This is a genomic window from Streptomyces sp. NPDC093089, from assembly GCF_044754405.1.
GTDB lineage: Bacteria > Actinomycetota > Actinomycetes > Streptomycetales > Streptomycetaceae > Streptomyces.
In genome coordinates this window covers 99,867-124,033 of record NZ_JBIVPA010000015.1, presented here as the reverse complement: position 1 = coordinate 124,033, position 24,167 = coordinate 99,867, and the positions used below count along the sequence as shown (strand labels likewise).

General features: G+C 69.3%; 24 protein-coding genes and 6 pseudogenes. 19 read left to right on the top strand and 11 right to left on the bottom strand.

Going from position 1 to position 24,167, the window contains the following annotated elements:
* Positions 1-74: 74 nt before the first annotated feature.
* Positions 75-260, top strand: a pseudogene (locus ACIQFX_RS31080) (3-deoxy-7-phosphoheptulonate synthase); the annotation flags it as partial.
* A gap of 171 nt (positions 261-431) precedes the next feature.
* On the opposite strand, the gene ACIQFX_RS31075 reads toward ACIQFX_RS31080, so the two are convergent.
* Positions 432-1,424: a LacI family DNA-binding transcriptional regulator gene (locus ACIQFX_RS31075; protein ID WP_402470143.1), complete on the bottom strand. Its 993-nt coding sequence runs from the start codon at positions 1,422-1,424 to the stop codon at positions 432-434.
* Positions 1,425-1,889: 465 nt separating this feature from the next.
* Here ACIQFX_RS31075 and ACIQFX_RS31070 point away from each other — a divergent pair, with 465 nt between their 5' ends.
* From ACIQFX_RS31070 to ACIQFX_RS31050, 5 genes and pseudogenes are all read left to right on the top strand, one after another.
* On the top strand, positions 1,890-3,584 hold the full coding sequence (locus ACIQFX_RS31070; protein WP_402470328.1) for a discoidin domain-containing protein: 1,695 nt from the start codon (positions 1,890-1,892) through the stop codon (positions 3,582-3,584).
* A 58-nt stretch (positions 3,585-3,642) separates the two neighbouring features.
* Positions 3,643-3,888: pseudogene (locus ACIQFX_RS31065) on the top strand (carbohydrate-binding protein); the annotation flags it as partial.
* 85 nt (positions 3,889-3,973) lie between these two features.
* Positions 3,974-4,765 (top strand): DUF1996 domain-containing protein, encoded by a 792-nt coding sequence (locus ACIQFX_RS31060; protein WP_402470142.1) that lies wholly within the window; start codon positions 3,974-3,976, stop codon positions 4,763-4,765.
* Entirely contained in the window at positions 4,741-5,418 is a 678-nt protein-coding gene (locus ACIQFX_RS31055; RefSeq protein WP_402470141.1) for a DUF305 domain-containing protein, read from the top strand. Before ACIQFX_RS31060 ends, ACIQFX_RS31055 begins: the two co-directional genes overlap by 25 nt.
* Positions 5,419-5,441: 23 nt before the next feature.
* Positions 5,442-6,179 (top strand): VOC family protein, encoded by a 738-nt coding sequence (locus ACIQFX_RS31050; protein ID WP_402470140.1) that lies wholly within the window; start codon positions 5,442-5,444, stop codon positions 6,177-6,179.
* Between the two features lie 44 nt (positions 6,180-6,223).
* Here ACIQFX_RS31050 and ACIQFX_RS31045 read toward each other — a convergent pair whose 3' ends face one another.
* Positions 6,224-6,628 carry a hypothetical protein gene (locus ACIQFX_RS31045; protein WP_402470138.1) on the bottom strand — a complete coding sequence of 135 codons (405 nt, stop codon included), beginning with the start codon at positions 6,626-6,628 and terminating at the stop codon, positions 6,224-6,226.
* Positions 6,629-6,814: 186 nt separating this feature from the next.
* On the opposite strand from ACIQFX_RS31045, the gene ACIQFX_RS31040 reads away from it, so the two are divergent.
* Positions 6,815-7,789, top strand: coding sequence for a helix-turn-helix domain-containing protein (locus ACIQFX_RS31040; RefSeq protein WP_402470136.1), 975 nt, complete (start codon positions 6,815-6,817; stop codon positions 7,787-7,789).
* An 18-nt stretch (positions 7,790-7,807) separates the two neighbouring features.
* Here ACIQFX_RS31040 and ACIQFX_RS31035 read toward each other — a convergent pair whose 3' ends face one another.
* Both ACIQFX_RS31035 and ACIQFX_RS31030 read right to left on the bottom strand, forming a co-directional pair.
* The gene (locus ACIQFX_RS31035) at positions 7,808-7,978 is read right to left on the bottom strand and encodes a hypothetical protein (RefSeq protein ID WP_402470135.1); all 171 of its coding nucleotides are present in this window, start codon (positions 7,976-7,978) and stop codon (positions 7,808-7,810) included.
* A gap of 35 nt (positions 7,979-8,013) precedes the next feature.
* Positions 8,014-8,271, bottom strand: a pseudogene (locus ACIQFX_RS31030) (alpha/beta fold hydrolase); the annotation flags it as partial.
* A 154-nt stretch (positions 8,272-8,425) separates the two neighbouring features.
* On the opposite strand from ACIQFX_RS31030, the gene ACIQFX_RS31025 reads away from it, so the two are divergent.
* Positions 8,426-9,025, top strand: coding sequence for a TetR/AcrR family transcriptional regulator (locus ACIQFX_RS31025; protein ID WP_402470133.1), 600 nt, complete (start codon positions 8,426-8,428; stop codon positions 9,023-9,025).
* A gap of 188 nt (positions 9,026-9,213) precedes the next feature.
* Positions 9,214-9,603, top strand: a complete 390-nt coding sequence (locus ACIQFX_RS31020) for a hypothetical protein (protein ID WP_402470132.1) — start codon at positions 9,214-9,216, stop codon at positions 9,601-9,603.
* Between the two features lie 87 nt (positions 9,604-9,690).
* Here ACIQFX_RS31020 and ACIQFX_RS31015 read toward each other — a convergent pair.
* Together ACIQFX_RS31015 and ACIQFX_RS31010 are read right to left on the bottom strand one after the other, a co-directional pair.
* A pseudogene (locus ACIQFX_RS31015) lies at positions 9,691-9,819 on the bottom strand (IS5/IS1182 family transposase); the annotation flags it as partial.
* 349 nt (positions 9,820-10,168) lie between these two features.
* Positions 10,169-10,939 carry a transposase gene (locus ACIQFX_RS31010; protein WP_402470130.1) on the bottom strand — a complete coding sequence of 257 codons (771 nt, stop codon included), beginning with the start codon at positions 10,937-10,939 and terminating at the stop codon, positions 10,169-10,171.
* Positions 10,940-10,955: 16 nt separating this feature from the next.
* Here ACIQFX_RS31010 and ACIQFX_RS31005 point away from each other — a divergent pair, with 16 nt between their 5' ends.
* Positions 10,956-11,555: a GNAT family N-acetyltransferase gene (locus tag ACIQFX_RS31005; protein WP_402470128.1), complete on the top strand. Its 600-nt coding sequence runs from the start codon at positions 10,956-10,958 to the stop codon at positions 11,553-11,555.
* A gap of 96 nt (positions 11,556-11,651) precedes the next feature.
* Here ACIQFX_RS31005 and ACIQFX_RS31000 read toward each other — a convergent pair whose 3' ends face one another.
* Positions 11,652-12,152 carry an AAA family ATPase gene (locus ACIQFX_RS31000; protein ID WP_402470326.1) on the bottom strand — a complete coding sequence of 167 codons (501 nt, stop codon included), beginning with the start codon at positions 12,150-12,152 and terminating at the stop codon, positions 11,652-11,654.
* 211 nt (positions 12,153-12,363) lie between these two features.
* On the opposite strand from ACIQFX_RS31000, the gene ACIQFX_RS30995 reads away from it, so the two are divergent.
* From ACIQFX_RS30995 to ACIQFX_RS30975, 5 genes are all read left to right on the top strand, one after another.
* Positions 12,364-13,542 carry an alginate lyase family protein gene (locus tag ACIQFX_RS30995; RefSeq protein WP_402470127.1) on the top strand — a complete coding sequence of 393 codons (1,179 nt, stop codon included), beginning with the start codon at positions 12,364-12,366 and terminating at the stop codon, positions 13,540-13,542.
* Between the two features lie 743 nt (positions 13,543-14,285).
* Positions 14,286-14,642: a hypothetical protein gene (locus tag ACIQFX_RS30990; protein ID WP_402470125.1), complete on the top strand. Its 357-nt coding sequence runs from the start codon at positions 14,286-14,288 to the stop codon at positions 14,640-14,642.
* A gap of 25 nt (positions 14,643-14,667) precedes the next feature.
* Positions 14,668-15,348 (top strand): hypothetical protein, encoded by a 681-nt coding sequence (locus ACIQFX_RS30985; protein ID WP_402470123.1) that lies wholly within the window; start codon positions 14,668-14,670, stop codon positions 15,346-15,348.
* 221 nt (positions 15,349-15,569) lie between these two features.
* The gene (locus ACIQFX_RS30980; protein ID WP_402470121.1) at positions 15,570-17,558 is read left to right on the top strand and encodes a SpoIIE family protein phosphatase; all 1,989 of its coding nucleotides are present in this window, start codon (positions 15,570-15,572) and stop codon (positions 17,556-17,558) included.
* A gap of 34 nt (positions 17,559-17,592) precedes the next feature.
* Complete coding sequence (locus ACIQFX_RS30975; RefSeq protein ID WP_402470119.1) at positions 17,593-18,408, top strand: sigma factor-like helix-turn-helix DNA-binding protein; 816 nt, start codon at positions 17,593-17,595, stop codon at positions 18,406-18,408.
* A 568-nt stretch (positions 18,409-18,976) separates the two neighbouring features.
* On the opposite strand, the gene ACIQFX_RS30970 is transcribed toward ACIQFX_RS30975, so the two are convergent.
* Positions 18,977-19,411, bottom strand: coding sequence for a hypothetical protein (locus ACIQFX_RS30970; protein WP_402470118.1), 435 nt, complete (start codon positions 19,409-19,411; stop codon positions 18,977-18,979).
* 426 nt (positions 19,412-19,837) lie between these two features.
* Complete coding sequence (locus ACIQFX_RS30965; RefSeq protein ID WP_402470116.1) at positions 19,838-19,996, bottom strand: hypothetical protein; 159 nt, start codon at positions 19,994-19,996, stop codon at positions 19,838-19,840.
* On the opposite strand from ACIQFX_RS30965, the gene ACIQFX_RS30960 reads away from it, so the two are divergent.
* On the top strand, positions 19,945-20,118 hold the full coding sequence (locus ACIQFX_RS30960) for a transposase (protein ID WP_402470325.1): 174 nt from the start codon (positions 19,945-19,947) through the stop codon (positions 20,116-20,118). The two genes, ACIQFX_RS30965 and ACIQFX_RS30960, sit on opposite strands and share 52 nt — an antisense overlap.
* A gap of 272 nt (positions 20,119-20,390) precedes the next feature.
* Positions 20,391-21,194 (top strand): annotated as a pseudogene (locus ACIQFX_RS30955) (IS701 family transposase); the annotation flags it as partial.
* Positions 21,195-21,275: 81 nt separating this feature from the next.
* Here ACIQFX_RS30955 and ACIQFX_RS30950 read toward each other — a convergent pair.
* Positions 21,276-21,860 carry a DinB family protein gene (locus tag ACIQFX_RS30950; RefSeq protein WP_402470115.1) on the bottom strand — a complete coding sequence of 195 codons (585 nt, stop codon included), beginning with the start codon at positions 21,858-21,860 and terminating at the stop codon, positions 21,276-21,278.
* 120 nt (positions 21,861-21,980) lie between these two features.
* Between ACIQFX_RS30950 and ACIQFX_RS30945 the strand changes: the two genes are divergently transcribed.
* The gene (locus ACIQFX_RS30945; RefSeq protein ID WP_402470113.1) at positions 21,981-22,745 is read left to right on the top strand and encodes a maleylpyruvate isomerase family mycothiol-dependent enzyme; all 765 of its coding nucleotides are present in this window, start codon (positions 21,981-21,983) and stop codon (positions 22,743-22,745) included.
* An 18-nt stretch (positions 22,746-22,763) separates the two neighbouring features.
* On the opposite strand, the pseudogene ACIQFX_RS30940 reads toward ACIQFX_RS30945, so the two are convergent.
* Positions 22,764-23,604, bottom strand: a pseudogene (locus ACIQFX_RS30940) (IS5 family transposase).
* A 192-nt stretch (positions 23,605-23,796) separates the two neighbouring features.
* Between ACIQFX_RS30940 and ACIQFX_RS30935 the strand changes: the two are divergent.
* The gene (locus tag ACIQFX_RS30935; RefSeq protein ID WP_402470112.1) at positions 23,797-24,159 is read left to right on the top strand and encodes a hypothetical protein; all 363 of its coding nucleotides are present in this window, start codon (positions 23,797-23,799) and stop codon (positions 24,157-24,159) included.
* The last annotated feature ends 8 nt before the right edge of the window (positions 24,160-24,167 follow it).

The following is a 24,167-nucleotide window of genomic DNA, read 5'->3' as shown; positions in this document are numbered from 1 at the left end:
TGACAGCCGGTCCGGCCATCTGCGGGGAACCGCGCTGTCCACCGAGGACCTGGTCGGGATCGTCACCGAGTGCGGGCTGCGACGTCGAGCTCACCGGCGACGACGTCACCGAGTGCGTGGGCGGCGGCGACGAGATCTTCGTCGACGACCTGCACCAGCGCTACGAGACGGCCTGCGACCCGCGCCTCAACCGGAGCCAGTCGCTCGACCTCGCCTTCCTCGTCGCCCAGATGTACCGGAAACACGTGCGGGGCTTCTGAACCCGCGGGACCGCACCGAGCGACTCCGTCACCCCGCGTGGCCGAATCGAGCGACTCCGGTACCGCGTGTGTGGCCGCACCGAGCGACTCCGGTGCGGCCACACGCGCGTACCGTACGGCGACCCCGCCGTTTCCGCGGGGCCCGGCCCGAGCGGGCGCCGGCCCCGCCGGTCAGGTGGACTCGCGGACCACGAGTTCGTTCGGGATGACGACCGGATCCCGGGGGCCGCCCTCGATGAGCCCGAGGAGCAGGTGCACCGTGGCGATGGCCTGGTCGGCCATCGGGCTGCGTACGGAAGTGAGCGCCGGTGCCGTGTACGCGGCCGCCTCGATGTCGTCGAAACCGACGACGGCCACGTCCTCGGGCACCCGGCGCCCCGCCTGGCGCAGGGTCCGCAGAGCTCCGATGGCCATCAGGTCGTTGCTCGCGAACACGGCGTCCAGCGCCGGGTCGTCCTCCAGGAGCTGCTCCATGGCCAAGGCGCCCGACGCCCGGGTGAAGTCGCCCAGCGCGACGATCGACCGGCGCCCGGTGCCCCGCAGTGCTTCGCGGTAGCCTTCGAGCCGCTCCCGTGCCTCGAACAGGTCCAGCGGCCCCGTGATGACGGCGATCCTGCGACGCCCCCGCTCCAGGAGATGCCGTACGGCGAGCGAGGCGCCGCCGACGTTGTCGAGGCCGGCGTACGGAACCTGCGGTGCGGACGTGCGGTTGAAGGAGGCGATCGGCAGGCCCGTCCTGGCCAGGGCCGCCGGCAGCGGATCCGTCCCGTGCAGCGCGACGAGCATGACACCGTCCACGTGCCCGCCCGCCACGTACTGCTCCACCCGCGCCCTGCTGCGGTCGGACTCCGCCAGCATGAGCACGACCTGCTTCCCCGCCGCTTCCAACTCCCTGCTGACGGCGCGCACGACGGTGGAGAACAGCGGGTCGTCGGAGACCACGCCCTGCGGCGGATCGGAGACGACCACGGCCACCGCGTCCGTCCGACGGGTGACGAGGTTGCGGGCGGCAGCGTTGGGCACGTAGCCCAGTTCCCGCACGGCCCGCATCACGACGTCACGGATCTGCGGGGCGACCGTCGTCTCACCGTTGACGACCCGCGAGACACTCGACTTGGACACACCCGCCCGAGCGGCGACCACTTCCAGCGTGGGTCGTTTCATCCCGGTCCGTTTCGATCGACGACGCGCGAGCCGCTCGGGGAGCGTTCTCCGGCGAGAATGACGCCCCTCACCGCCCATGTCAACGGCACCGCACACGGCTGCGGCCCCACCGCCCCCGGCGGTCGCACACCCCCACCGACAAGCCTCCTCCCACCTGGCGGAAGTCATCGCGACGGATCTCTGACAGGTCATGAGAAACCGCTCCCTGTAAGGGTGTTGACGAGTCGATCGCGTTTCCGCCTAGTGAACAGAACCCTTGACAGCCGATACGGACCGGCCCATTCTCACCCCTCAGGGAGCGCTCCCTCGTCCACCCCCACCTGAGGAGCCGCCGTGCGTCCGCTGCTTCGCCGCCTCGGATTACTCACCGCCGTCGTGGCCACCCTGCTCACCTTCACCACCGTGCCCGCCACTCCCGCCGCATCCTCCGTATCCACCGGTGTCGCCGCTGCGGCCGAAGTCCCGCTGTCCCAGGGCAAGTCCGTCACCGCCTCCACCACCGAAGGCGCCTTCACCGCCCAGAACGCCGCCGCCTGCGGCACCACGGACGCCGCACGGGGCAGGCCCGCCACCGCCTCCGGTACCGAAGGGCCGTTCGGCGCCCAGAACGCCGTCGACGGCGACACGGGGACGCGCTGGTCCAGCGGCTTCACCGACACCCAGTGGCTCCAGGTCGACCTCGGCGCCACCCGGCAGGTCTGCGGCCTGACCCTCGACTGGGAGGCCGCCTACGCCAAGGCCTTCCGCATCGAGGTGTCCAACGACGCCACGACCTGGACCACCATCCACGAGACGACGCAGGGCGCCGGCGGCAGCCAGACCGTCACCGCCTCGGGCACCGGGCGCTTCGTCCGCCTGTACGCGACCCAGCGCGCCACCGCCTACGGCTACTCCCTGTGGACCTTCGCCGTCCGCACCACCACCGACGGCGGCACCGGCGGCAGCACGCTCCTCTCCTACGGCCGCCCGGGCGCGGCCTCCTCATCCCAGAGCGACCAGAACTGCTGGGAATGCACCCCTGCCCGAGCCTTCGACCGCGACCCCGCCTCCCGCTGGGCCACCAGCTCCACCACCGGCTGGACGGACCCCGCCTGGATCTCCGTCGACCTCGGCGCCACCGCACAGATCGACAAGATCGTCCTCCAGTGGGACCCGGCCTACGCCAAGTCCTTCCAGATCCAGGTCTCGCCCAACGGCACCGACTGGACACCGATCTACTCGACCACGACCGGCACCGGGTTCAAGCAGACCATCCCGGTCACCGGCACCGGCCGCCACGTGCGGATGTACGGCACCCAACGAGCCACCCCCTACGGCTACTCCCTGTGGGAGTTCCAGGTGTACGGCACCGGCGGCGCCCCGAACCCGGCACCGCCGCTGCCGCCGGACCCGGCGACGCCGCCGCGGCTGGTCTGGAGCGACGAGTTCGACGGCGCCGCGGGAGGCAAGCCCGACCCGGCCAAATGGAAGGCCGACCCCGGCACCGGCCAGAACGGCGAGCTGCAGTACTACACCGACCACGACAACGCCGCACTCGACGGCGCGGGCCACCTCGTCATGGAAGCCCGCAAGCAGGCCACGCCCGGCAAGGGGTGCCCGCCCGACCCGCTGACCGGCAGCACCACCTGCCAGTACACCTCGGCCCGCATGAACACGGGCTCCACCTTCCAGTTCACCTACGGCCGCGTCGAGGCCCGCATCAAGGTGCCCGAGGGCAACGGGCTCTGGCCCGCCTTCTGGATGATGGGCGCCGACTTCCTCACCGGCCGGCCGTGGCCCTACAACGGCGAGATCGACATCATGGAGATCCTCGGCAAGGACGTGAAGACCGCGTACTCCACCGTCCACGCGCCCGCGTACAACGGCGGCGGCGGAATCGGCTCACCGTACAAACTGCCCCAGGACGCGGACTTCTCCGACGACTTCCACACCTGGACCGCCGACTGGACGAGCAAGGGCATCGTCTACGGCCTCGACGGGCGCACCGTCTTCACCCTCGACAAGGAACAGGTGGAGGCGACTCGGGGTCCCTGGATCTTCGACCACCCGCACTACATGATCCTCAACCTCGCGGTCGGCGGCGACTGGCCCGGCCCCACCGACACCAGCACGCCCTTCCCCTCCAAACTGCTCGTCGACTACGTGCGCGTCTACCAGTAGCCCCACGAGCACCAGCCCGGAAGCGCGCCGGTCACCCCACACCCCCGGAGGAACAGACATGCGCCGACGACAATCCGTCCACCATCTCTACACGCTGATGGCGGGCGCCCTGGCCGCCACACTCGGCACCACCCTCACCGCCCGGACCGCGTGGGCCGCCACCGTCGTCGTCCAGGCCGAGTCCTACGCCGCACAGTCCGGCGTGGGCGTCGAAGCGACCGCGGACACCGGCGGCGGACAGAACGTCGCCTACCTCGCCGACGGCGACTGGATGCGCTTCGACACCGTCGACCTCGGTGCCGCCGGCCCCCTGAAGGCGTCCGCCCGTGTCGCCTCCGCCACGGGTGGCCCCGGCACCGTGGAACGCCCAACTGGCACAGTTCCGGGCCATGACCCCGGCCGCCGTGCCCGCCGACACGGTCCGCGTCCCCGAGTTCAACGCCACCTGCACCTACAGCCACTCCAAGCCGGACGACCCGATCGTCGCCCCGGGCCTGCCCGGCGCGTCCCACATGCACAGCTTCTTCGGCAACAAGAGCACCGACGCCTTCACCACCACCCAGAGCCTGCTGGCTAACACGGGCACCAGCTGCACACCCGCCAAGGACCTCTCCGCCTACTGGATCCCCACCCTCTACCAAGGCGGCAAGGCCATCGAGAGCGACGGCATGATCGTCTACTACGGCTCCCGGCTGCCCGACCCCACGGCGACCGTTCCCTTTCCCCAGGGCTTCCGCATGATCGCCGGCAACGCCAAGTCCCAGGTCCCCACCCCGGCCGGCTCGGCCAACCAGTTCTTCTGCGCCGGCGAGGGAGGCGAGATCGGTCGCAGCGCCGACGGCAACTGGCCGATCTGCGCCCCGACCGCCAAGCTCGTCCACCAGCTCCTCTTTCCCGACTGCTGGGACGGCAAGCACCTCGACAGCCCGGACCACAAGGCGCACGTCGCCTTCGCCCACAACGGCACGTGCAGTGGCGACCACCCCGTCGCCATCCCCTCCGTCTCCTTCGTCATCGGCTACCCGACCTCAGGCAACGCCGCCGGCTTCTCCCTGTCCTCCGGCATGGCGTCGTCCCTCCACGGCGACTTCTTCAACGCCTGGGACAACACGGCCCTGGGCCGGCGGGTGAAGGACTGCATCGTGCAGAGCGCCAAGTGCAACTCCGTCGGCACCTTCTGATCCTCCGGGCGTGCACCCTGCTCGCGGCACTCGTCGTCACCGGCTGCGCCACCCGGCAGCCGGTGACCGGCCCGCCGCGAACAGCGGCCTTCAACGCCACCGACACCGCGTGGATCCAACTGATGATCCCCATGACCGAACGCGCCCACCTCCTGACCACCCTGGCACCCACACGCACCACCGACCCCACGGTGGCGAACCTCGCCTCCCGCACCGGCACACGTCTGGAACACGAACAGGCGCTACTCCGCGCCCTCCTGGAGCTCTCGGGCATCCCCGACACCCACCCCCACGAGGGGCACGACATGCCGGGCATGGTCAGCCTCGGCACCCTCACCAAGGCAAGGGCGGCGACCGGCAGGGAGTTCGACCGGCTCCTCACCGACGGCCTCCGCGCCCACTTCGCCCAGTCCGGAACCCTCTGCGCGAGCGAACAGGCCTCCGGCAGCGCGGATGAAGCGAAGGCGTTGGCCGCCACCGTCGCAGGAAGCGCCGCGGAGCGACTCGCAGAACTTTCAGCACTTACGGAACTCGCCCGGCTCGGTCCGTCGCACGGACCGCAACTGCTTCCGCAACCGCTTCCGCCGACCCCTTCCGCAACCGCCTCTGCAGCGGCGACAGAGGCCCCCCGATATCCGGCGGCGCGTCCATGACCTGGGTGTCTAGGATCTGCGGCATGGCGACACGACTTGTGCAGATCAACATGAAGGCCCAGGACGACTCCGCGCTCGGCCGGTTCTGGGCGGAGGCACTCGGTTGGGGTGTCGACAGCGAGGGACCCGGGGTGACCAACCTCGAACCCGTCGGTTTCTCCTACCCCGATCCCGCGGCCGTCTGCATCGACATCATCGCCCGACCGGAACCGAAGACGGTGAAGAACCGGGTGCACCTTGATCTGGCCACCACCTCGCCCACCCATCAGGCGGAGTTGGTCGCGCGCTTGAAGGACCTCGGTGCCACGCTCGCCGACGTGGGGCAGGGCGACGTCCCCTGGACGGTCATGGCCGACCCGGAAGGCAACGAGTTCTGCGTCCTGGAGCCCCGCCCGATCTACCAGGACACCGGGCCGATCGCCGCGGTGGTGGTCGACTGCGCCGCCCCCCGGGCGATGGCCCGGTTCTGGAGCCAGGCGATGGACTGGACGCTGCACGAGGTCGCCGACGACCACGCCACCATGCGATCCGCCCAAGGCGTCGGCCCCTACCTGGAGTTCGTCCGCACCCCCGACGCCAAGAGCGTGTGGAACCGCGTCCACCTCGACGTACGCCCCTACCCCGGCGACGACCTGGCGGTGGAAGCGGGCCGACTGCGGGCCTTGGGCGCCACCGACCCCGGCATCGACCAGTCCGCCATCCACTGGACGGTCCTGGCCGACCCGGAAGGCAACGAGTTCTGTCTCCTGGCTCCTCGCTGACCTCGTGGAGCGGCCCCGCCGGTTCGTACCGTGGCCCCGGGCGGTTACGAACCGGCGGCCGGGCGCAGCAGCGAGCCCGGGGACAGCGACCGGACCAGGGCGAGGGTGCTGAGGGCGAACATCACCACGCCCAGGGGGACGTGCAGCGACGCGACGCGGGCGATGCCGAGTGCGACCTGGGCCGAGGCGAGGAGGAGGAAGCCGGTGGAGTACAGGATGGGGCGCGGAGACCCGCCGCCCGGCCGCCAGGCGAGGACCGTGGCGATGACGTACAGCATGGCGGCCCCGTACATCACCTTCGATCCGTAGTCGTGCAGCATGTAGGCGCGGGACGAGCTCAGGAGCAGGCCCGCGGTGGAGGCCTGGAAGAAGAGCGCCAGGGTCTGCAGGACCATCGCGGTCCTGAGGAAGGTGCCGGGCCGCGGGGTGGTGGTCGTCGGTCTGGACATGGTGTGGGTCCTCTCGGTCGTGCGCGGTGACAGCTGTGACAGGGGACGCGTAGGGGTGCCGAAACCGCCCCACCGCGTGGGTCGTCGCGCCGCGGATCCGTCCGGTCCGGCGCGTCATGAAGATCCTTGCGCGGAGTTCTCCTTCACACGAGTGTCCGGAACGACGTGACCCGTACAATTCCGGACGTGACCACTGTTGCCCTGGCCATCACCGACGGCATGCTGCATCTCGAACTGTCGCTGGCGATGGAGGTCTTCGGCGCCGACCTCACCCACATAGTCGATCCCTGGTACGACTTCGCGCTCTGCGGTCCGAGCGCCGTCCGGGTCGGCCGGTTCAAGGTGGAACCCGACCACGGGCTCGACCACCTCCGGCAGGCCGACACCGTGATCGTCCCCGGCTGGGCCGACGTCGACCAGGACCCGCCGACCGAGCTGGTCGACGCCGTGCGAGCGGCCCACGAGGCGGGGGCCCGCGTGGCCTCCCTGTGCACCGGCGCCTTCGTGCTCGCGGCAGCCGGCCTCCTGGACGGACGGCGCGCGACCACGCACTGGGCGCACACCGACGAACTGAGCAGACGCCACCCCCGGGTCACCGTGGATCCCGACATCCTCTACGTGGACAACGGCAGCGTGCTCACCTCCGCCGGCAAGGCCGCCGCCATGGACCTCTGCCTGCACCTGGTGCGCCTCGACCACGGCTCGGCCGTCGCCAACACGATCGCCCGTCGCCTGGTCGTGCCCCCGCACCGTGAGGGAGGCCAGGCCCAGTTCGTCACCACCCCCGTGCCCGCCCCCGGCAACCATCCGCTGGCCGACCTGTTCCCCTGGGTGCTGCAGCGCCTCGACCAGGCGCTCACGGTGGAGGACCTCGCCCGTCAGGCCGGCATGAGCTCACGCCATCTGGCCCGCCACTTCAAGTCGGTCACCGGCACCACCCCGCTCCAGTGGCTGCTCACCCAGCGCATCCGGCACGCGCAGGAACTCCTCGAGACCAGCGACGACACCGTCGACACCATCGCGACGTCCACCGGCATGGGCACCGCCACCACCCTGCGCCGTCACTTCGCCCGCTCGGTCGGCGTGCCACCGGACGCCTACCGCCGCACCTTCCGCACCCGCCCCCGGCCCGCCCTCACCGCACCCCGCCACCTCTCCTGAGCCCCTTCTCGAGGTGGCCTACGGGGGTGCGGTCCGGTACGTGAGGTGGGCGACCCGAGGGGAACCGACCACGCGCGTGGGCGTGAGGTCCGGACCGGGCGGGGCGTCGGCGAAGAGCCGGCCGCCGGCGACGAAGCCGTCCATGGACATGCTCAGGGGCACGCCCAGGGCGGCGAGGGTCCTGCTCACGCCTGCTCTGCGGCGGCGAAGAAGTCCGTGTCCATGGCCTCGCCACCCGCGCGCTCGATCAGCGCGTCCAGGTCCTCGACCTCGCGCTGCACGTCGTACTCCGGTCCGTCCCCGCTTTCGCCCCGCCCGCGGCGGTCGTACGTCGTCACGGTGAACCGCTCGGCCGGCAGAGCCGCCAGCGCGGCGGAATCGCCGCGGGCCATGAACGCGCCACCGACGAGCACCACCGCGGGGCCCGAACCCTGCCGCTCGTAAGCGATGGCCGTGCCGTCGGCCGAGAACACCTTGTCCATCAGAGCCACTCACCTTCATGCGTCGCGCCAGGGCTCCGGCCTCGCAACAACCCTCTCAGACACGACACGTGCCGTGTCGTTTCCGGGTCGAGACTGCACGCCCGTCGGCGCACCTGTCAATACGACACGTACCGTTTCCTGTTAGGGTGCTGCCGTGACCGCCAAGCCCCCCAACCCGCAGCGACGCAGCCAGAGGAGCCACGACGCGATCCTCGCCGCCGCCCTCGACCTGTGTACCGAAGAGGGGTACGGCCACCTGACGATCGAAGGCATCGCGGCCCGCGCCGGCGTCAGCAAGAAGACGATCTACCGCTGGTGGCCTTCCAAAGGCGCCGTCGTCCTCGAAGCCCTCCACGAGGCGGCCGACGTCGCGGTCCCCCACGTCGACACCGGCGACCTCGCCACCGACATGCGCACCCAGCTGACCGCCGTCATCACCTTCCTCTCACCGCCCTCCCACGCCCCCCTCGCGGGCGTGATCGCCGACGCCCTCAGGGACCCGGAACTCGCCGGCCCCGTACACGACCGCCTCATCCGGCCGCGCATCGAGGAATTCGAGCAGCGCATGCGGCGCGCCCAGGAGCAGGGTCAGCTCCACCCCGACGCCGATCTGGACGTCGCCCTCGACCTGTTCTACGGCCCCCTCTACCACCGCCTGGTCTTCCACCTCGGCTTCCCGGAACCCCCCTACCTCGACAAGCTGATCGCCCACGTCATCCGCGCGCTCACCCCCGAGAAGTCGACTCGGAACTAGGGTCTGTCGCGAAAGTGGATCTTGTTCGTTCATGATCACTTCTTGTGGGGCGTGCGGCTCTGACGAACGACCGGCGGGCCCGGCTCGAGTCGCTGCTGCCGTGGAGCATCAAGCCGAGGCGTTCGCAGGTGTGGAAGCGGCGGCAGCGCCCGCGTCCATGGTTCGCCCCCTGTGAGAGGAGCGATGTGATGCTCGGGTACTGTTTGGCGGTCGTTCGCCGGCTGGCCCTGCCCTGCGTCCGCGAAGTGCGGATCCCCGCCGTCGAGGGAAGAACCGTCTTCCAGCTGACGGACAGCGTGCGACACGTGATGGAGAAGGACCCCGCCCTGAGGGTGGAGGAGGTCACCGCGTTCGGGCACGGCGTCCTGGACCTGACCCTGCGCGGACCGTCGGACGCGACGGTCTTCGTGAGCGTCCGCGTCACCACCGGACCGAAAGGGACGGCTGCCGTCGTGGAAGCGCGTCCGGAAGCCACGTACAAGAAGCTCGACGCGGCGGTCTGCCGGGCCCTCGCCCGCGTCGTCGAGAAGCATGCGGCTCAGGCCCTGCACGCCGAAGCTGCGGGCGACTCCCTCTGACGCCAGGTCACGCCCGCAGCTGCCGGGAAGCTGTCGCCGGCCTTCCTGCGGGGTGTCGAGACGCTCGCCCGGTTCACTGTCCGAGAGGGCGGCGGCGGCGTGCTGATGGGCCCGGCTGATCGTGGAGTCGACCAACAGGGTCCACTCCACGGCTCCGGCGGAGTTGTCACGGACCTGGACCTGCTCGACCGGGCGGGCCCCGGCGCCGTCCGCCTCTCGGGCCTTTTGCGAAACCCTTGGTTCCTGCTCGCAGAGCGGTGGGGCGATCCGGGTCAGCGTGCGGGGAGGTCCGCCTCGGCTTGGGCAACCGCGCAACCTTCCGGGGCGTGGCGGAGTCTGAAGGGGAGACACAGGCAGCAGAAAAGAGGGATGCGGTGGAAGAGGTCCTGGTGACGGCAGTCAAGTGGGCTGCTCGAGGTGTGGGGTTCGCCCTCGACTACCTCAATCTGCGCGCCACCTTCGAGGACTTGCGACGCGACGTCCGAAAGAACCGCCGCTAAGGGCTGTCCCGTAAATGATCTTTGAGTCGTCTCGGGCGTGGTGGGCTGCCGTACCGCCCCTCGGCCTATCCGGCGAGGGCGAGGTTGTGCATCCGGGCGATGCCGAGCATGGCGTGGTGGACGTCGTCGCCCTTGAGGCGGCAGTCGCGGAGGATCTTCCACGTCTTCATCCGCGCGAAGACATGCTCGACACGAGCCAGGACCTGCTTGTGGGACTTGTTGTGCTCCTCTTTCCAGTCCGGGAGTTCGGTCTGACCGCGTTCGCGGCGGTGCGACATAACGAGTCCGGTGCCCGGGTAGCCGCCGTCGGCGATCGTGAGGGTCCTGCCGACGGCGGCTTTGGCCCCTGGTTCTTCCCATGCCTTGCAGTCGTTGCGGTTCCCGGCGAGCGGCCGGCCGACCACGACGACCAGGCGGGTGTCGGCGTCGATGACGACCTGGTGGTTGGTGGAGTACCTGTAGTTCTTCGACCGCTCGGCGATGGTGTGGTCCCGGGTGGGGACCAGGGTGCCGTCCACGATCAGCACAGTGTCCTTGGCGAACCGCTTGCGGGGCTGGAGGGCGAGCGTCGGCCCGAGGTGGTCGATGATCCGGTCCGCCGCCGACTTCGACACCCCGAACAGCGGAGCGAGCTGTCGCATCGTCAGGTTCGTTCGCCAGTACGCCGCGACCAGCAGGGCCCTGTCCTCCAGCGGAAGGCTCCACGGTCGGCCCTTGCGGACCGCGTCCGCACCCTCACGACGCAGAACCGTCACCAGCTTGCCGAACTGCCGTGGGCTCAGCCCGGTGAACGGGGCTATCCAGGACGGCTCCGACGCCGTGATCACACCAGCCACATGGAGATCATCTCCCGTGGCCCGAACTCCGCGTGATGTCGCGCAGAATCCGGTGGTGCGGCACGGCCCTGGCGTCAAGAATCACCGGATGCATGAAGTGAAGCTGTCCGACGGGACCATCACTCTGTCCCCCCTGCGTCTGGACGATGTCGAGGCGCACCTCGCCGGGGAGGACGAGCTACTCGTTCGTTGGCTCAACGGCGGTCCCGGCACGCGGGCGGGCATTGAAGCGTATTTCCGGCACTGCCGGGAGCAGTGGGACACCGCCGGGCCACTCCGCGCGTTCGGCATCCGGATGGGTGCCGACGAGGTGCTCGTGGGCACGATCGACTTGCGGTTCGCCGGAGAGGGGCTGGCGCCCGGCCAGGTGAATGTCGCCTATGGCCTCTATCCGTCCTGGCGGGGGCGTGGCCTGGCTACCCGCGCGGTCCTGTTGGCGTCCCAGTACGCGGCGGGTGAGGGCGGGGCGGAGGCGGTAATCCAGGTGGAGCCGGAGAATCCCGCATCCGCCGCAGTCGCGCAGCGGGCAGGGTTCACCCCCTGCAAGCCGACGCACAGCACGGACGACACACGCTTCGACTGGTACATCCTGGACCTGCACGCCGCCGCCCGGTGAAAACCGACAGTTACGGGACAGCCCTTAGCGTCCGGAGCGGAGGAGCGGTTCACGGCCACTCGTTGAGAACTGCGATCAGCACGGTCGCCTCAGCTCCTAGAACAGTGGCGCGTCGAACAAGTCGAGCTCGTCCTGTGTCGGTGGCTGGAACTGCTCTTGGAAACTCCTGAGGAGTTCGACCGTCAGTACGGCAGAGCCCGGCTCTTGGTTCCGCAGAGCGATACGGCGTTCCAGTTCTTCGATCGGTACCTGGAGGTAACGCAGTTCGACGGCGGCGCCCATCGCGCGGGCCTGGAGCCGCTTCTCGTCACGCTCCGCGCTCTCCCAGAAACCGTTCTCCATGATCACGACAGCGCCAGAGGCCAGCAGCGCCTGAGCGTGCTGCCACAGGCACTGCTCGACCCGCTCCCGCGCATCACCGTCGAAGAGGCCGAAACCCAGGCCCGAAAGCCATTCGTCCGGAGCCAAACGCACAGCGGACAGCTCTTGCTCCAGCCTTCTGGCCGTCGTGGTCTTGCCGGCACCCGGCAGACCGCACAGGAGCACCAGCCGTGGTCGCCCATGGGCCATGACCTTCTCCTCTCGCCAAGCCTCCAGGGATCATCGCTCATGCCGCCGCGCGGCGGAATTCGGTCGGTGTGACGCCGTCGTACGAGAACCACCGTGCGGCGCCGTGATCCGGGTTCGCGAGGTACGGGCCTTCCTTCACATCTTGACGGAAGCGTGGTCCAGACCTATGGTCTCCGCTCAACACGCCTGTTCATAGAGGCACTTCACGTTCACATACGCGACCGGAAGGCCCCCGCCCATGCGCAGAACCGGACTTCTCGCGGCCGCCGCCGCCCTCGTCGCCGGTGTCCTCGTCTGGCCGTCCGCACCCGGCGCCGAAGCGGCCCCCGCCGTCTTCGCACACCCCGGAGTTGCCGTCTCCCGAGGCCAGTTGGACTTCGCCCGCTCCAAGGTCCTCGTCGGTGCCCAGCCCTGGAAGGGCGCCTACGACCAGATGATGGCGAGCAAGTACGCCGACCCGAACCGCACCCCGAAGCCCCGCGCCGTCGTCGAGTGCGGCTCGTACTCCAACCCCAACTACGGCTGTACCGACGAACGCGAGGACGCGATAGCCGCGTACACCAACGCCCTCGCCTGGTACATCACCCGCGACGCGCGCTACGCGCAGAAATCGATCCAGCTGATGGACGCCTGGTCCGCCGTCATCACGGACCACACCAACAGCAACGCCCCCCTGCAGACGGGCTGGGCCGGCTCCTCCTGGCCCAAGGCCGCCGAGATCATCAAGCACACGTACACGGGCGGCTGGCCCAACTCCGGCCGCTTCGGGACGATGCTGCGCAACGTCTACCTGCCCGAGATCATCAACGGCTCGAACTCCAACGGGAACTGGGAGCTGTCGATGATGGAGGCCGCCGTCGGCATCTCCGTCTTCCTGGAGGACAGGGCGTCGTACGACAAGGCCATGGCGAAGTTCCGTACGCGCACCGCCGCCTACGTCTACCTCCCCTCCGACGGCGCACTCCCGAAGACCGTGCCGAGCCAGAACCTCGACAGCCGGGACAAGATCGTCAACTACTGGCAGGGCCAGTCGACCTTCGTCGCCGGCCTCACCCAGGAGACCTGCCGCGACTTCACCCACACCGGCTACGGCATCTCCGCCATCGCGCACGTCGCCGAGACCAGCCGCATCCAGGGCCAGGACCTCTACGGCACCGATGTCGGCGAGCGACTGCGCCAGGCCCTCGGGTTCCAGTCCAAGTACGAACTCGGCACCGCCGCACCGAGCTGGCTGTGCGGCGGCTCCCTCCACCTGGGCCTCGGCCCGGTCACCGAGGTCGGCTACAACGCCATGCACAACCGCCTCGGCTTCGCCATGACGAACACCGAGGCACTGACCAGGAACAACCGCCCGGCCGGCAGCAACAACCTCTTCGTCGCCTGGGAGACCCTCACCCACGGAGACAACCCCTCCTGAGCCCGGCGCGCCACGCCCGCCGCCGCAGCTCCCCGAAGGCCCGCATGCACGGCGGGGCCGCGAGCGACCGGACGTCGCTCGCGGCCCACGCGGGTGGGCCGGCGCGCTGGGCCGGCCCGACGCCGGCGAAGACGAGGGGCGAGCCTGGCCCGGTGACGCCGATGCCGCAACAGACCTGTGCCGGACAAGAGTTCGGCATTTCACGGTGGCAGCGGGCCGGGATCACACTTCGGCTGATGCAGCAGCGCGCCTCCTGGATAGGTGGTGGGGATCCTCGAGAAATGCACTGCACTTGCGCCGGCCGAGCAGAGGACACCTAGTCCCGTACCCATTTTGCTGACCAGTCCGACGAGCATCGAACCCGAATCCCCGTGATCAGGCATTGCGCCAGAAGTAATCTCTACACGCACAAGGTCCCTGAAGCAGTAGAAGTTCTGCTGAACGTCAGCAATGGCCTTCGCGAGCGCATAACTGTTTTTGATGAGCCCTTCATGTATTCCGTTCCTTACTCCCGCGAAACTCACGCAGATTCCATGGGCGGACCCTTTGTGTGTTTCAAGGTCCGCCTGCTGCGGTATCGTGGAAATTTCGGTGATTCCGACACTCTGGCTCGGTTGGGGCCAGGTGGTGGACAGGTCCTCGGGTCCGATCGCATAGCTTGTCGCGCCGGTCTGCAACGGTCATCGTCCCGTCGAGCCACTCTTTGCCGTCATGGGACCGAGTTCCTTTCCGACACCAGGACGGTGACGGGGTCGGTCAGCGCCAGTGTCGGTGGCGGCTGGGGCCCGTTCAGCGCCTCCGTCAACGCCTCCCTGGGCCAGTCCTCGGCCAAGTCCCAGCAGGTCACCGTGTCCACCCAGACGACGTCCTTCGTCTCCAGCACCTGCCAGAACCTCGGCGAACACCCCGAGCTCAACCTCTTCTGGCAGCTGACCGATGTCGCCACCGTCTACGACGAGAACGGCCAACCCCTCGTCTCCGTGATCTCAGGCGAGGCGCCGTCCGTCGTCTCCGGCCCCTGGGACGTCCAGGAGATCGAAAGCACGAAGAAGAGACTGGAGCCGAAAGTCAGACGAGACCGGCTCGCCGACATGACGTAGGCCACGCCTCCCGCTCGGGAGGGCCGTGCTCCCGTGTCGTGTTCGACGCAGTGAACGCCGTGCTGGCGAACCTCTCTGCCGTCAGTTCCGTGAACTGAACAGCGGGCACGCCACCACGTACATCGACAACCCGCTCGCCGCCGGCACCACGACGCCCGAGCCGCAGTACGCCGCATTCACCAACTCCACCTACGGCGGCCCGTGTTACGGCATGCTCCAGGTCGCGTGGACACTGGCGCCCAGCACGCCGCGGCTGCACTTCGACGAGGCGCGGTTCGCGTACGCCCGCTTCCATCCCCTGTACGCCGACCGCTACGGGACGGCCGTCGGCGCCGACACCTTCGGCGACCCGACGCGTCCCACGGTCTTCGCCACCCCGCGCCACGACTCACGGGCGTTGCGGAAGATCCTCACCCTCGTTGATCCGATCATGAACAGACGCAGCAACTCCGCGCCGATGGCCTGCCTGGCCGGTGCCTACTGGCTCGACTCCTCCGCGTTCCTCCGCGCGCCCGCGACTCGGCGTGCCCCTGTCGACGCAGCGACACGCCACGTTCCTCAGCAGAAACGTCACCTCAGGCAGCACGCCCACCCCGGAGCCGACAACGCGAGCCACTGCCGAGGCGAGCTGGCGGGACCGGCCGGTCCAGGAGACACGTTCGACGGCGGGGGAGCCGAGGACAGCACCGACACCACCGCGCGGTGACGAGCCTTTGCCATGGCGAGAGTCCCGGAGCAGCAGGTGGGGGAGGTGAGCCGGACCGTCGCGGGGCCGGTCCGCAGGGTCCCGTCGGAGCGGGCTGCTGCGCCGACCTCGGAGTCGTATCGACGACGGTACGTGGAGTCGTATCGACGGCGGTACGTGGAGTCGTATCGACGGCGGCGCGTGGAGTCGTATCGACGGCGGCGCGTGGAGTCGGGAGCGGGATGCCGCCGAACGGGGCGTCTCCGCGTGTCCCGTCTCCGCAGCTCACGACGCCGATGTCAGGCTGGACAACCCGTGCCACAGGATTATCGGAAGGGCCGCCGGGGGAAGGGCGGCGGGCCGATCGCCACCTGATGGACCGTGGAGAGGGTGGAGGTGGGCGAGTGTTTCGGGGTCCGCTGTTGTCCCTGCGCGGGATCACCAAGCACTACGGCGGGGTCGTGGCCCTCGACTCGGTCGACCTGGAGGTGGACCGAGGTCAGGTCCTCGGTCTGGTCGGCGACAGCGGAGCCGGCAAGAGCACCTTGGTGAAGGCCGTGTCCGGCGTCGCTCCGCCGGACGCGGGAGTCATCGAGTGGCGAGGCGTCCCGGTCGAGCTGACCCGGCCTGTCGACGCCCAACGGCTGGGCATCTCCACCGTCTTCCAGGACCCGTCACTCGTCGACCGGATGGACGTGGTCGCCAACCTCTATCTCGGCCGTGAGCTGCGCAGATTCGGGGTCCTGCGGCAGATCGAAATAGAGAAACGTTCCATCGCGCTGCTCGACCGGCTCGCCATCACCCTCCCCGACATCCGGGTCCCCGTGAGCACCCTCACCCTGGGCGAGCGACAGACGGTCGCCATCGCCCGGGCACTGCTCGGCCGGCCCCAGCTGGTCGTCCTCGACGAACCGACCGCCACGCTCACCGTGGAACAGACCTCGAGGATGCTCGACCTGATCCGCCGGCTGAGCGACCTGGGCCACGCCGTGATCATGGTCAGCCACAACCTGGACGACGTCCAGGCCGTCGCCGACCGCATCGCGGTGCTCCGGCTGGGCAGCAACGGGGGAGTGTTCGACGCCCGGTACACCAGCCAGGAGCAGCTCGCGGCCGCCATCAGCGGCGGCCACCCGCTCGCGGTGACCCTCCAGCAGAGCCTGCTGCCGCGCGGGCTGCCGGCGCAGGACGCCGTCGAGGCCGCCCACCGGTACCTTCCCGCCCATGCCGGGGTCGGCGGCGACTGGTTCGACGTCGTCCCCCTGTCCGGCGCCCGCGTCGCACTCGTCGTCGGCGACGTCGTCGGACACGGCCTGCACGCCGCCGCCACCATGGGACGCCTGCGCACCGCCGTACACAACCTTGCCATCCTCGACCTGCCACCCGACGAACTCCTCACCCGCCTCGACGAGGTCGTCGCCCGCATCGACGAGGAACAGACCGCCGGCGGCCGCGAGGACGCCGTCATCGGCGCCACCTGCCTCTACGCGATCTACGATCCCGTCACCTGCCGCTGCCAACTCGCCCGCGCCGGACATCTGCCCCCCATCCTCGTCAGCCCCGACGGCACCACCGACATCCCCGACACCCCCGCAGGTCCACCCCTGGGACTACGCGGCCTCCCCTTCACCACCATCGAGCTCGACATCCCCGAGGGAAGCCAGCTCGTCCTCTACACCGACGGGTTGGTGGAGTCGCGAACCCGCGACATCGACGTCGGCCTGGACCGCCTGCGCGCCGCCCTCGCCCACCCGGGGCGCACTCCGGAACAGACCTGCCAGGCCGTACTGACCGCGATGCTCCCGGCCGACTCGGCCGACGACATCGCCCTCCTGATCGCCCGCACCAAGGCGCTGCCCGCCGACCGCATCGCCGAATGGAACGTCCCACCCGACCCCTCGGCAGTGGCCGCAAGCCGAGCCGCCGCCACCGTCCACCTCCGTCGATGGGGCCTCGACGACCTCGTCCTCGGCACCGAACTGATCCTCAGCGAACTCGTCACCAACGCCATCCGCTACGGCGCCGCCCCGATCGGCGTACGCCTGATCTACGCCCGAACCCTGATCTGCCAGGTCGCCGACGCCAGCAGCACCTCCCCACGCGTCCGGCTCGCCGCCGACACCGACGAAGGCGGGCGCGGCCTCTTCCTCGTCGGCCAGATCGCCCAACGCTGGGGGACCCGGTACACCGAGACCGGGAAAATCATCTGGACCGAGCAGCACCTCCCCTGACCAGAGGGCACACCACGCACACCGCACCCGCACCATGCACCGCAACGACCTCAACCTCAACCTCAACCTCAGCCACCCAGCCCCGGCTCCCGCCGCCGACCTGCCACCCCCGACAGCCGAGTCGGCCTTCGACGCGCTGTACCTCTCCGCCGTGCCCGCCCTCACCCAACAGGCCTACGTCCTCACCGGATGCCGCCTCCTCGCCTTCGAATCCGCCGAGCAGGCCTTCCATCAGGTCTGGGAACGCTGGCCCGAAGTCGCACGCGACGCCGACCCCGTGGGCTGGGCACGGGCACGCACCCACGAGTACGCGCTCTCCCCCTGGCACCGCCTGCGCCCCGGCCTCATCACCCGCCCGGACCGTGCTCTCTCCCTCTGGCATGGCCTGCGACCCCGCTTCACCCGCCCGGATCCCCTGCACACCGACCCCCTCGCGCAGGCGCTCCTGAACCTCCCGCCATGGCAGCGCCGAGCGGTCCTGCTGTGCGACGGCCTGGACCTGAGCGTGGCCGAAGCCGCCGCCGAAACTCACGCCACCACGGCCGCCACCGCCAGCCGACTCCAGAACGCCCGCACCGCCATCAACCGACAACTGCCGGACACCGCCGCCCCCACCACCCGCCAAGCACTCAGACAGCGAGTCAAAGACGTCTCCGTCGCCACCCTCGCCCAACCCTGGTCCGTCCGAGCCGCCAGCGAACGCCGCGCCCGCACCCTCACCCGCGCCGCCTTCGGCGCCACCGCCACCCTCATCGCCCTCGTCACCACCACCAGCGCCCTCAGCCTGACAACCGACCCCGTCGACGACCGCCGATCTCACCGCCATACCGCCCGGACGGCCAAGGAGTGAGCCGGGGCCGGGGCCGACACGCTCCCCGTGTCGACGTAAGCGCTTGATGGGCAAAACGCTCAAGAGGAAGAAGCTCGGCTGGGTCGGCCTCGCCCTGAAGCCGGCGGCAGTCATCGATCTGCCACCTGAGACCCCGACGACATGCGACAACCTCGACTTGAGCACGTGGTTCAGGCACCAGGCAGGGGAACTTGCCACCGTTCGGCCAGGACCGTGGAGCAAGGACCTGGGCACTTCCTTCTACGTCGCACTGTTCCTGCGCGCTGCCCAGCACTCGATCCGACGCGGCTGCCCATCGTGTGTGCCTGAGACCTTCTTCAGCCCTCTGGCCTCCATGTGACTTCACTATTGTCCGCGCGCACGAGTATGCGGTTGGCGCCCGCACCGACCCGCCCCCGCCCCCCGGTCCCGGGGCCAAGACGGGCGGAATGATGGAACAGGACGAGACACGGTGGCAGAGGCTCGTCGTTCCCGGACGGCTGATCGCTCGCTACGACATGCCCGGCTACGTCTTCCTCGACACCGCCATCGCAACGGCCGTCCCGATGTGGCTTCTGGACATGGATTGCTACGCAACCCAGCAGTAGACGCTCTGGTTCTGGCGCCGGGCGCTGCCGACGAGGGCAGCCAGACCACCCACGATCGCGTCGGCGATTTCAGTGTCGATGACCTCGCCATCCTCCGCACGCAGCCGAGCCCACGAGGTGGCGACGTCACGCAACCTGGAGTGCCCGGCGTCCACGAGTGCAGCGGACAGGCGAGCCGAGAGCGCGAAGACGACGCACCCGTAGTTGTCCTGGTCGGCGACGATGCGAGGCTCACCGGCTTCGGCGAGTTCCTCGAAGCTGCCGCCGGCCAGAAGGCACTCCCACTCGACCACGGCCTCGTCGGGATCGAAGTTGCCGAAAGAGAGAGACTCGAATGCTCGTCCCGGACCGGTCTGGAGGGCCTGACCCGCTGACGTGTCGTCCGGTGCGACGAAGAACTTCACGATAGTGCTCACCCGGGCATCATTCCCGACACCCCACAGCCATGATCAGCCGGACAAGTCCCAGTGATGATCACTCGCTCGGCGCACGTCGCGGAAAGTGAGCCAGAACCAGTTCTGGTGAGCAGTGCCGAGCGGAGCCAGAGGACCGACCGTCAGCCCGATGGTGGCGGGGCGCGGATGCAGAACCGGCTGACCATATCGTCCGGATTGAAGAACTCCGCCTCACTGCGGGCTGGGGCGATCGCATCGGACGCGTCGAGGAACCCTCGACGAGGGCCTTCGAAGCCTGGAGCAGGATGGTCCCGTCGGATGGACTCAATTAGAGCTGGACGACGGCGCGTTCAGGTCTGACCGGGCGGCGGAATCCAGCGTCAGGAAAGGGAAGTGGTCGGGAGCGTCCGGTGGGAGCGGGGGGCGTCTTCTGTGAGTTCGGGTCGATCACTGGTGCCCTTCCTCGCGCGCGGCGGGCCGTTCCGCGCGGGAGGCGGCGATGAGTCGCAGCAGTTCGGGACTGACGGGATCGACCGGCGCGGTGCAGTTGTGGCCTGCCGGCCCTGGGACGAACCGTCCGCCGTCGAACCACAGACGGGCGAGCATGGCGTAGATCGGAGACTCGCGAAGAATCGTTGCAGCGGCTGGGCCGCCACCGCTGGACCATCGAACGCACCATGGCCTGGCCCGCCGGCTGTCGCCGGCTCCACCGGCGCTATGGCGCATAGCCGACCACTTCCTCGCCTTCACCACCATCTCCTGCGTCCTCGCCGGCTGCCGCCGACCCGCTTGCCGATGTGGGTGCGCAGCAGCCGTACGGCCGGATCATGACCGTAGAAAGTGGCCATGCCCAGGGGAGTGCGACCGTCTGGATCAGCGAGCTCAGGATCCGCACCGAAGGCCAGCAGCACGGCAGTGTTGTCGACAGCCGAACGAGAAGACCTCTAGTAGTGCTTCGTTGCGTTGGGTGATATTGCCTGGTGGTGGGGATCTTCTGGTCATGAGGTTGGGGGAGGTGGAACGGCTCCGGGGTGAGTTGGCGGGGTTCGTCGCCGATGTGTTCGCCTCGCTTCCGCGGCGGGATCAGCGGCGGTGGGGCGGGGGTTATCTGCGGGGCCTGATGCTGGACGGCCGGCGCAAGTCGGTCCAGCCGATGGCCGAGCGGCTGCCGGAGGGGAGCATGCAGGCTCTGCAGCAGTTCGTGAACCAGTCGCCGTGGGATCCGCTGTCGGTGCGGCGGCGGATCGCCGAGCGACTGTCCGAGGCGGCCAGCCCGGAGGTGTGGGTGATCGACGACGTGTCGTTCCCCAAGTGCGGCACCGCTTCGGTCGGGGTGGCCCGGCAGTACTGCGGAGCGCTCGGGAAACGGGCGAACTGCCAGGTCGCGGTCAGCGTCCATGCCGCCACCGACACGGCCTCGTGTCCGCTGGAGTGGCAGTTGTATCTGCCGCGGGAGTGGACGGACGATCCGGACCGCTGCCGCAGGTCCGGAGTGCCGGACGATGCCGCTGCCCATCGGGAGAAGCGGCGCCTGGCTCTCAGCCTGCTGGACACGCTCACCGGCTGGAAACTGGAAGCACCGGTGGTGGTCGCCGACGCCGGTTACGGCGTCAGCACCCCGTTCCGGATCGGCCTGGAGGAACGCGGACTGTCCTATGTCCTCGGCCGGACCTGGCGCGGCTGGCACCACCACGTCACCCTCGTCACCGCCGCCCAGGCCTTCCTCACCCTGCGGCGCCTCGACCCCAAAGCCCACACGTCGGCCTCACCCTCTACCAGGTCCTCGACACCCTCCAGGACCTGCTGCGGTGCTGGACCGGCACCTGCACCACCTGCCGACAGACCGTCCCATGGCAGCCCTACGACACCACCTAACAAAGCACTACTATGCCTTGATCGCTGCGGCTGATCTGGCGGCCTGTTCGAGTTTCGCGCGGTGGGCCGCGCGGGCTTCCTCGTCGATCTGCTTCTCGTGTTCGGCGCGCAAGCCGGTCCGGCCGTCGAGGTTCTCGCGCAGGATGTCGGCGTGCCCGGCGTGCCGGGTGGTCTCGCCGAGGACGTGGAGCGTGATGGCGAACAGGTTCGTGTTGGGGTGGGGCTCAGGCCACCACGGCACGTGGCCGGGGGCGTTGAGGGGAAGTTCGTTGATCGTCGTGTCCGAGTGTTCCCATGTGCGTCGGTAGAAGGCGATGATCTGGTCGCGGGTCTCGTGCTCGGTCGCCCACTGGTCGCTGCCGTCGGAGTCCTGCCACCGGGGCAGCGGTTCCGGGGAAGGGCGGTCGAAGACCTCGCCGAAGTACCTGGCCTCGACGGTGGCCACGTGTTTGACCAGGCCGAGGAGGTTGGTCCCGGTCGCTGTCAGAGGTCGGCGGGCGTCGTACTCGGACAAGCCGTCGAGTTTCCAGAGCAGCGCCTCGCGGTCGCGCCGCAGTCTCCCGTGCAGGTTGTCCTTCGCGAATTCATCGATCATGCGGCGTGAGCTTGCCATGGGCTGCTCGTGGTCTCGAGATCCCTTGGAGCGCCGGCAGTAGGCGTGTTGGGCGGTCTTAATCGAGTGCAGGAGTCCCGGTCCGGGTGGTACAAGGTCTGCATGCCTGAGCATCTTTACTTCCCCACCCTGTTGCGGATGATCGACGAGCGGTCCGCCGCGTTCCGCGCCACCGTCGCCGCGGCCCCCAGCCTCGACGCCGATGTCCCGTCCTGCCCGGGCTGGACGCTGTACGACCTGGCGAACCACCTCAGTGAGGGGGACCGCTTCTGGGCCTACATCGTGCTGAACACCGCGCCGGGCGACGAGCGGCCGAGCAAGGACGGGCTGGCGGCGCCCAGGGAGCGCGAGGCCCTCATAACCTGGCTGGCCGATTCGACGGAGCAGCTGCTTGCTGCTCTGCGCGAGGCCGGCCCGGACCGGGGCTGCTGGGCCTGGTGGGAGCCGCTGGCCTCGCCGCACACGGTGGCCGCCGTGGCCCGCCGCCGCGTCCCGGAGTCGCTGATCCACACCTACGACGCCCAGCTGGCCTCCGGTACCCCGCAGGAGCTGCCGACGACCGAGGCGGGCGACGCCATCGAGGAGTTCCTCGCCACCGTCTGCACCGGCACGGTCCCGTGGCCGGGCGAGCCCGCCACCATGGACTACCACGCAGCCGAGGTCGGCTCCTGGCGCCAGACGGTGGACGCCGCCGGTTCCCGCTTCACCCGCCTCACCGCGGCGGAGGCCGCCGAGAGCAAGCCGACCGCCGCCATCTACGGCACGGCGAGCGAGATGGCCCTGCTCATGTACATGCGCATCCCGGCCGGCTCGCTGCGGATCGAGGGCGACGCCGACCTGCTCCAGCAGCTGCAGGACTGGGGCTGAGACCGACCGGCAAATGGATCACTTGATGCGTCGGGTGGTGGGGGGCCGTCCCAGCGGTAGCGCGGGGTCGCGCGGCGGATGAGCATACGCAGCGTGACGATCGCTGCGGACAGGTAGAGGTAGAAGTCCACGACGCGGCTGCGCTTCTCGGTACAGCGCCGCAACTCGCCGAAGCCGTTCATCCATGCGTGGGTCCGCTCCACCACCCACCTCTTACCGGCCTGGATCGGGGCGGGGATGCCTTTGCGGGCGATCTCGCCAGTGAAGCCCAACTTCCCCAGCGCAGGACGGGTCTTGTCGTTGTCGTAGCCGCGGTCCAGGTTCACGTTGCCCCGGTCGGGCAGCTCGCCGGCCTGTTCCTCGGCGACCTTCAGGGTCGGCACGAGCAGCGGGGAATCGTGCCGGTTGGTCCCGGCCGAGACGATGCCGAGCGGGACGCCGGTGGCTTCGGTGGCCACCGAACGCTTCAGGTTCTGTTTGCCTCGGTCCACCAGGAGCGGCCGGCACCCTCCCCGCCGCCAGGTGCCTTGGTGATGCAGCCATCCACGGAGAGTTCGTCGAGTTGCAGGCCGATCATACGGCCGTACGCCCGTAGGGCGAGCGCGTGGATCTTCTCAGCTGTTCCAATCCGGGCCCAGTAGTTGACGCGGGGTCTGATCGTACGGTCCGAGCAGCCCGGAGTGGCGATGCGCTCGTAGCCGGAGCCGTGGACCAGCGCAGCGATCACGTGCTCGAAGACGGTCCGATCCGGGATGCGCGGGTTGTGGCAGCCAAGCGGGTGCGCGTCGACGTGTTCGGGCAGCAGAGCCACGAACCGGTCCCACAGGAGTCCGGGCGGGCATGATGGCAGGGCGGGCACGAGCCCTCCGGTGATCACTGAGCGTAGAGAACTCCATGAGCACCTGGGCTCGTGCCTGCTCGGTATCCGGGGGCGTGCTGGGCATGCCCAGCACGCCCACTGCCGGGAACTCTTAGCCGGTTCGCGACGACTGGCAGAGGCGAGGCCTGACCATGGCCAACGCTGAAATTGCTGTTCAGATACGGTGATGGGATGACCGAAAGCCTGCCCGCCGATGTAGCTGATGTGCTTGCAGCAGTCCTGAACGCGGATGATCCGGTTCATGTCGCGCTCCTTGGGCAGGTTCCGCACGTCAGCGTGCAAGCGCGGTGCGGGTGCGGGTGCGGCACTGCTTACTTCGAGCTCGACACCCTTGAGGTGGAGCCGGCGCCCACCGGTCCCGGCACGGTAGTGGCGGCGGAAGCTCCGCTCTTCACGGAAACCGGCGAGTGTCCCGGCGAGGTCTTGGTCTTCACGCGGGGCGGCTACCTGTCGTGGCTGGAGGTTTGCTCATGGAGCGACGACATCGAAGTGACACTGGCCTCTGCGCGTGCCTGGCTCCAGGCGTCTCCTTGACCTCGAAC

Excerpts from the sequence above, each read along its gene's own strand:
- ACIQFX_RS31075 (WP_402470143.1), bottom strand. The coding sequence starts at position 1,424 with ATGAAACGACCCACGCTGGAAGTGGTCGCCGCTCGGGCGGGTGTGTCC.
- ACIQFX_RS31060 (WP_402470142.1), top strand. The coding sequence starts at position 3,974 with ATGACCCCGGCCGCCGTGCCCGCCGACACGGTCCGCGTCCCCGAGTTC.
- ACIQFX_RS31050 (WP_402470140.1), top strand. The coding sequence starts at position 5,442 with ATGGCGACACGACTTGTGCAGATCAACATGAAGGCCCAGGACGACTCC.
- ACIQFX_RS31045 (WP_402470138.1), bottom strand. The coding sequence starts at position 6,628 with ATGTCCAGACCGACGACCACCACCCCGCGGCCCGGCACCTTCCTCAGG.
- ACIQFX_RS31020 (WP_402470132.1), top strand. The coding sequence starts at position 9,214 with ATGCTCGGGTACTGTTTGGCGGTCGTTCGCCGGCTGGCCCTGCCCTGC.
- ACIQFX_RS30995 (WP_402470127.1), top strand. The coding sequence starts at position 12,364 with ATGCGCAGAACCGGACTTCTCGCGGCCGCCGCCGCCCTCGTCGCCGGT.
- ACIQFX_RS30980 (WP_402470121.1), top strand. The coding sequence starts at position 15,570 with ATGCCGCCGAACGGGGCGTCTCCGCGTGTCCCGTCTCCGCAGCTCACG.
- ACIQFX_RS30975 (WP_402470119.1), top strand. The coding sequence starts at position 17,593 with ATGCACCGCAACGACCTCAACCTCAACCTCAACCTCAGCCACCCAGCC.
- ACIQFX_RS30965 (WP_402470116.1), bottom strand. The coding sequence starts at position 19,996 with ATGCTCGCCCGTCTGTGGTTCGACGGCGGACGGTTCGTCCCAGGGCCG.
- ACIQFX_RS30950 (WP_402470115.1), bottom strand. The coding sequence starts at position 21,860 with ATGATCGATGAATTCGCGAAGGACAACCTGCACGGGAGACTGCGGCGC.
- ACIQFX_RS30945 (WP_402470113.1), top strand. The coding sequence starts at position 21,981 with ATGCCTGAGCATCTTTACTTCCCCACCCTGTTGCGGATGATCGACGAG.
- ACIQFX_RS30935 (WP_402470112.1), top strand. The coding sequence starts at position 23,797 with ATGACCGAAAGCCTGCCCGCCGATGTAGCTGATGTGCTTGCAGCAGTC.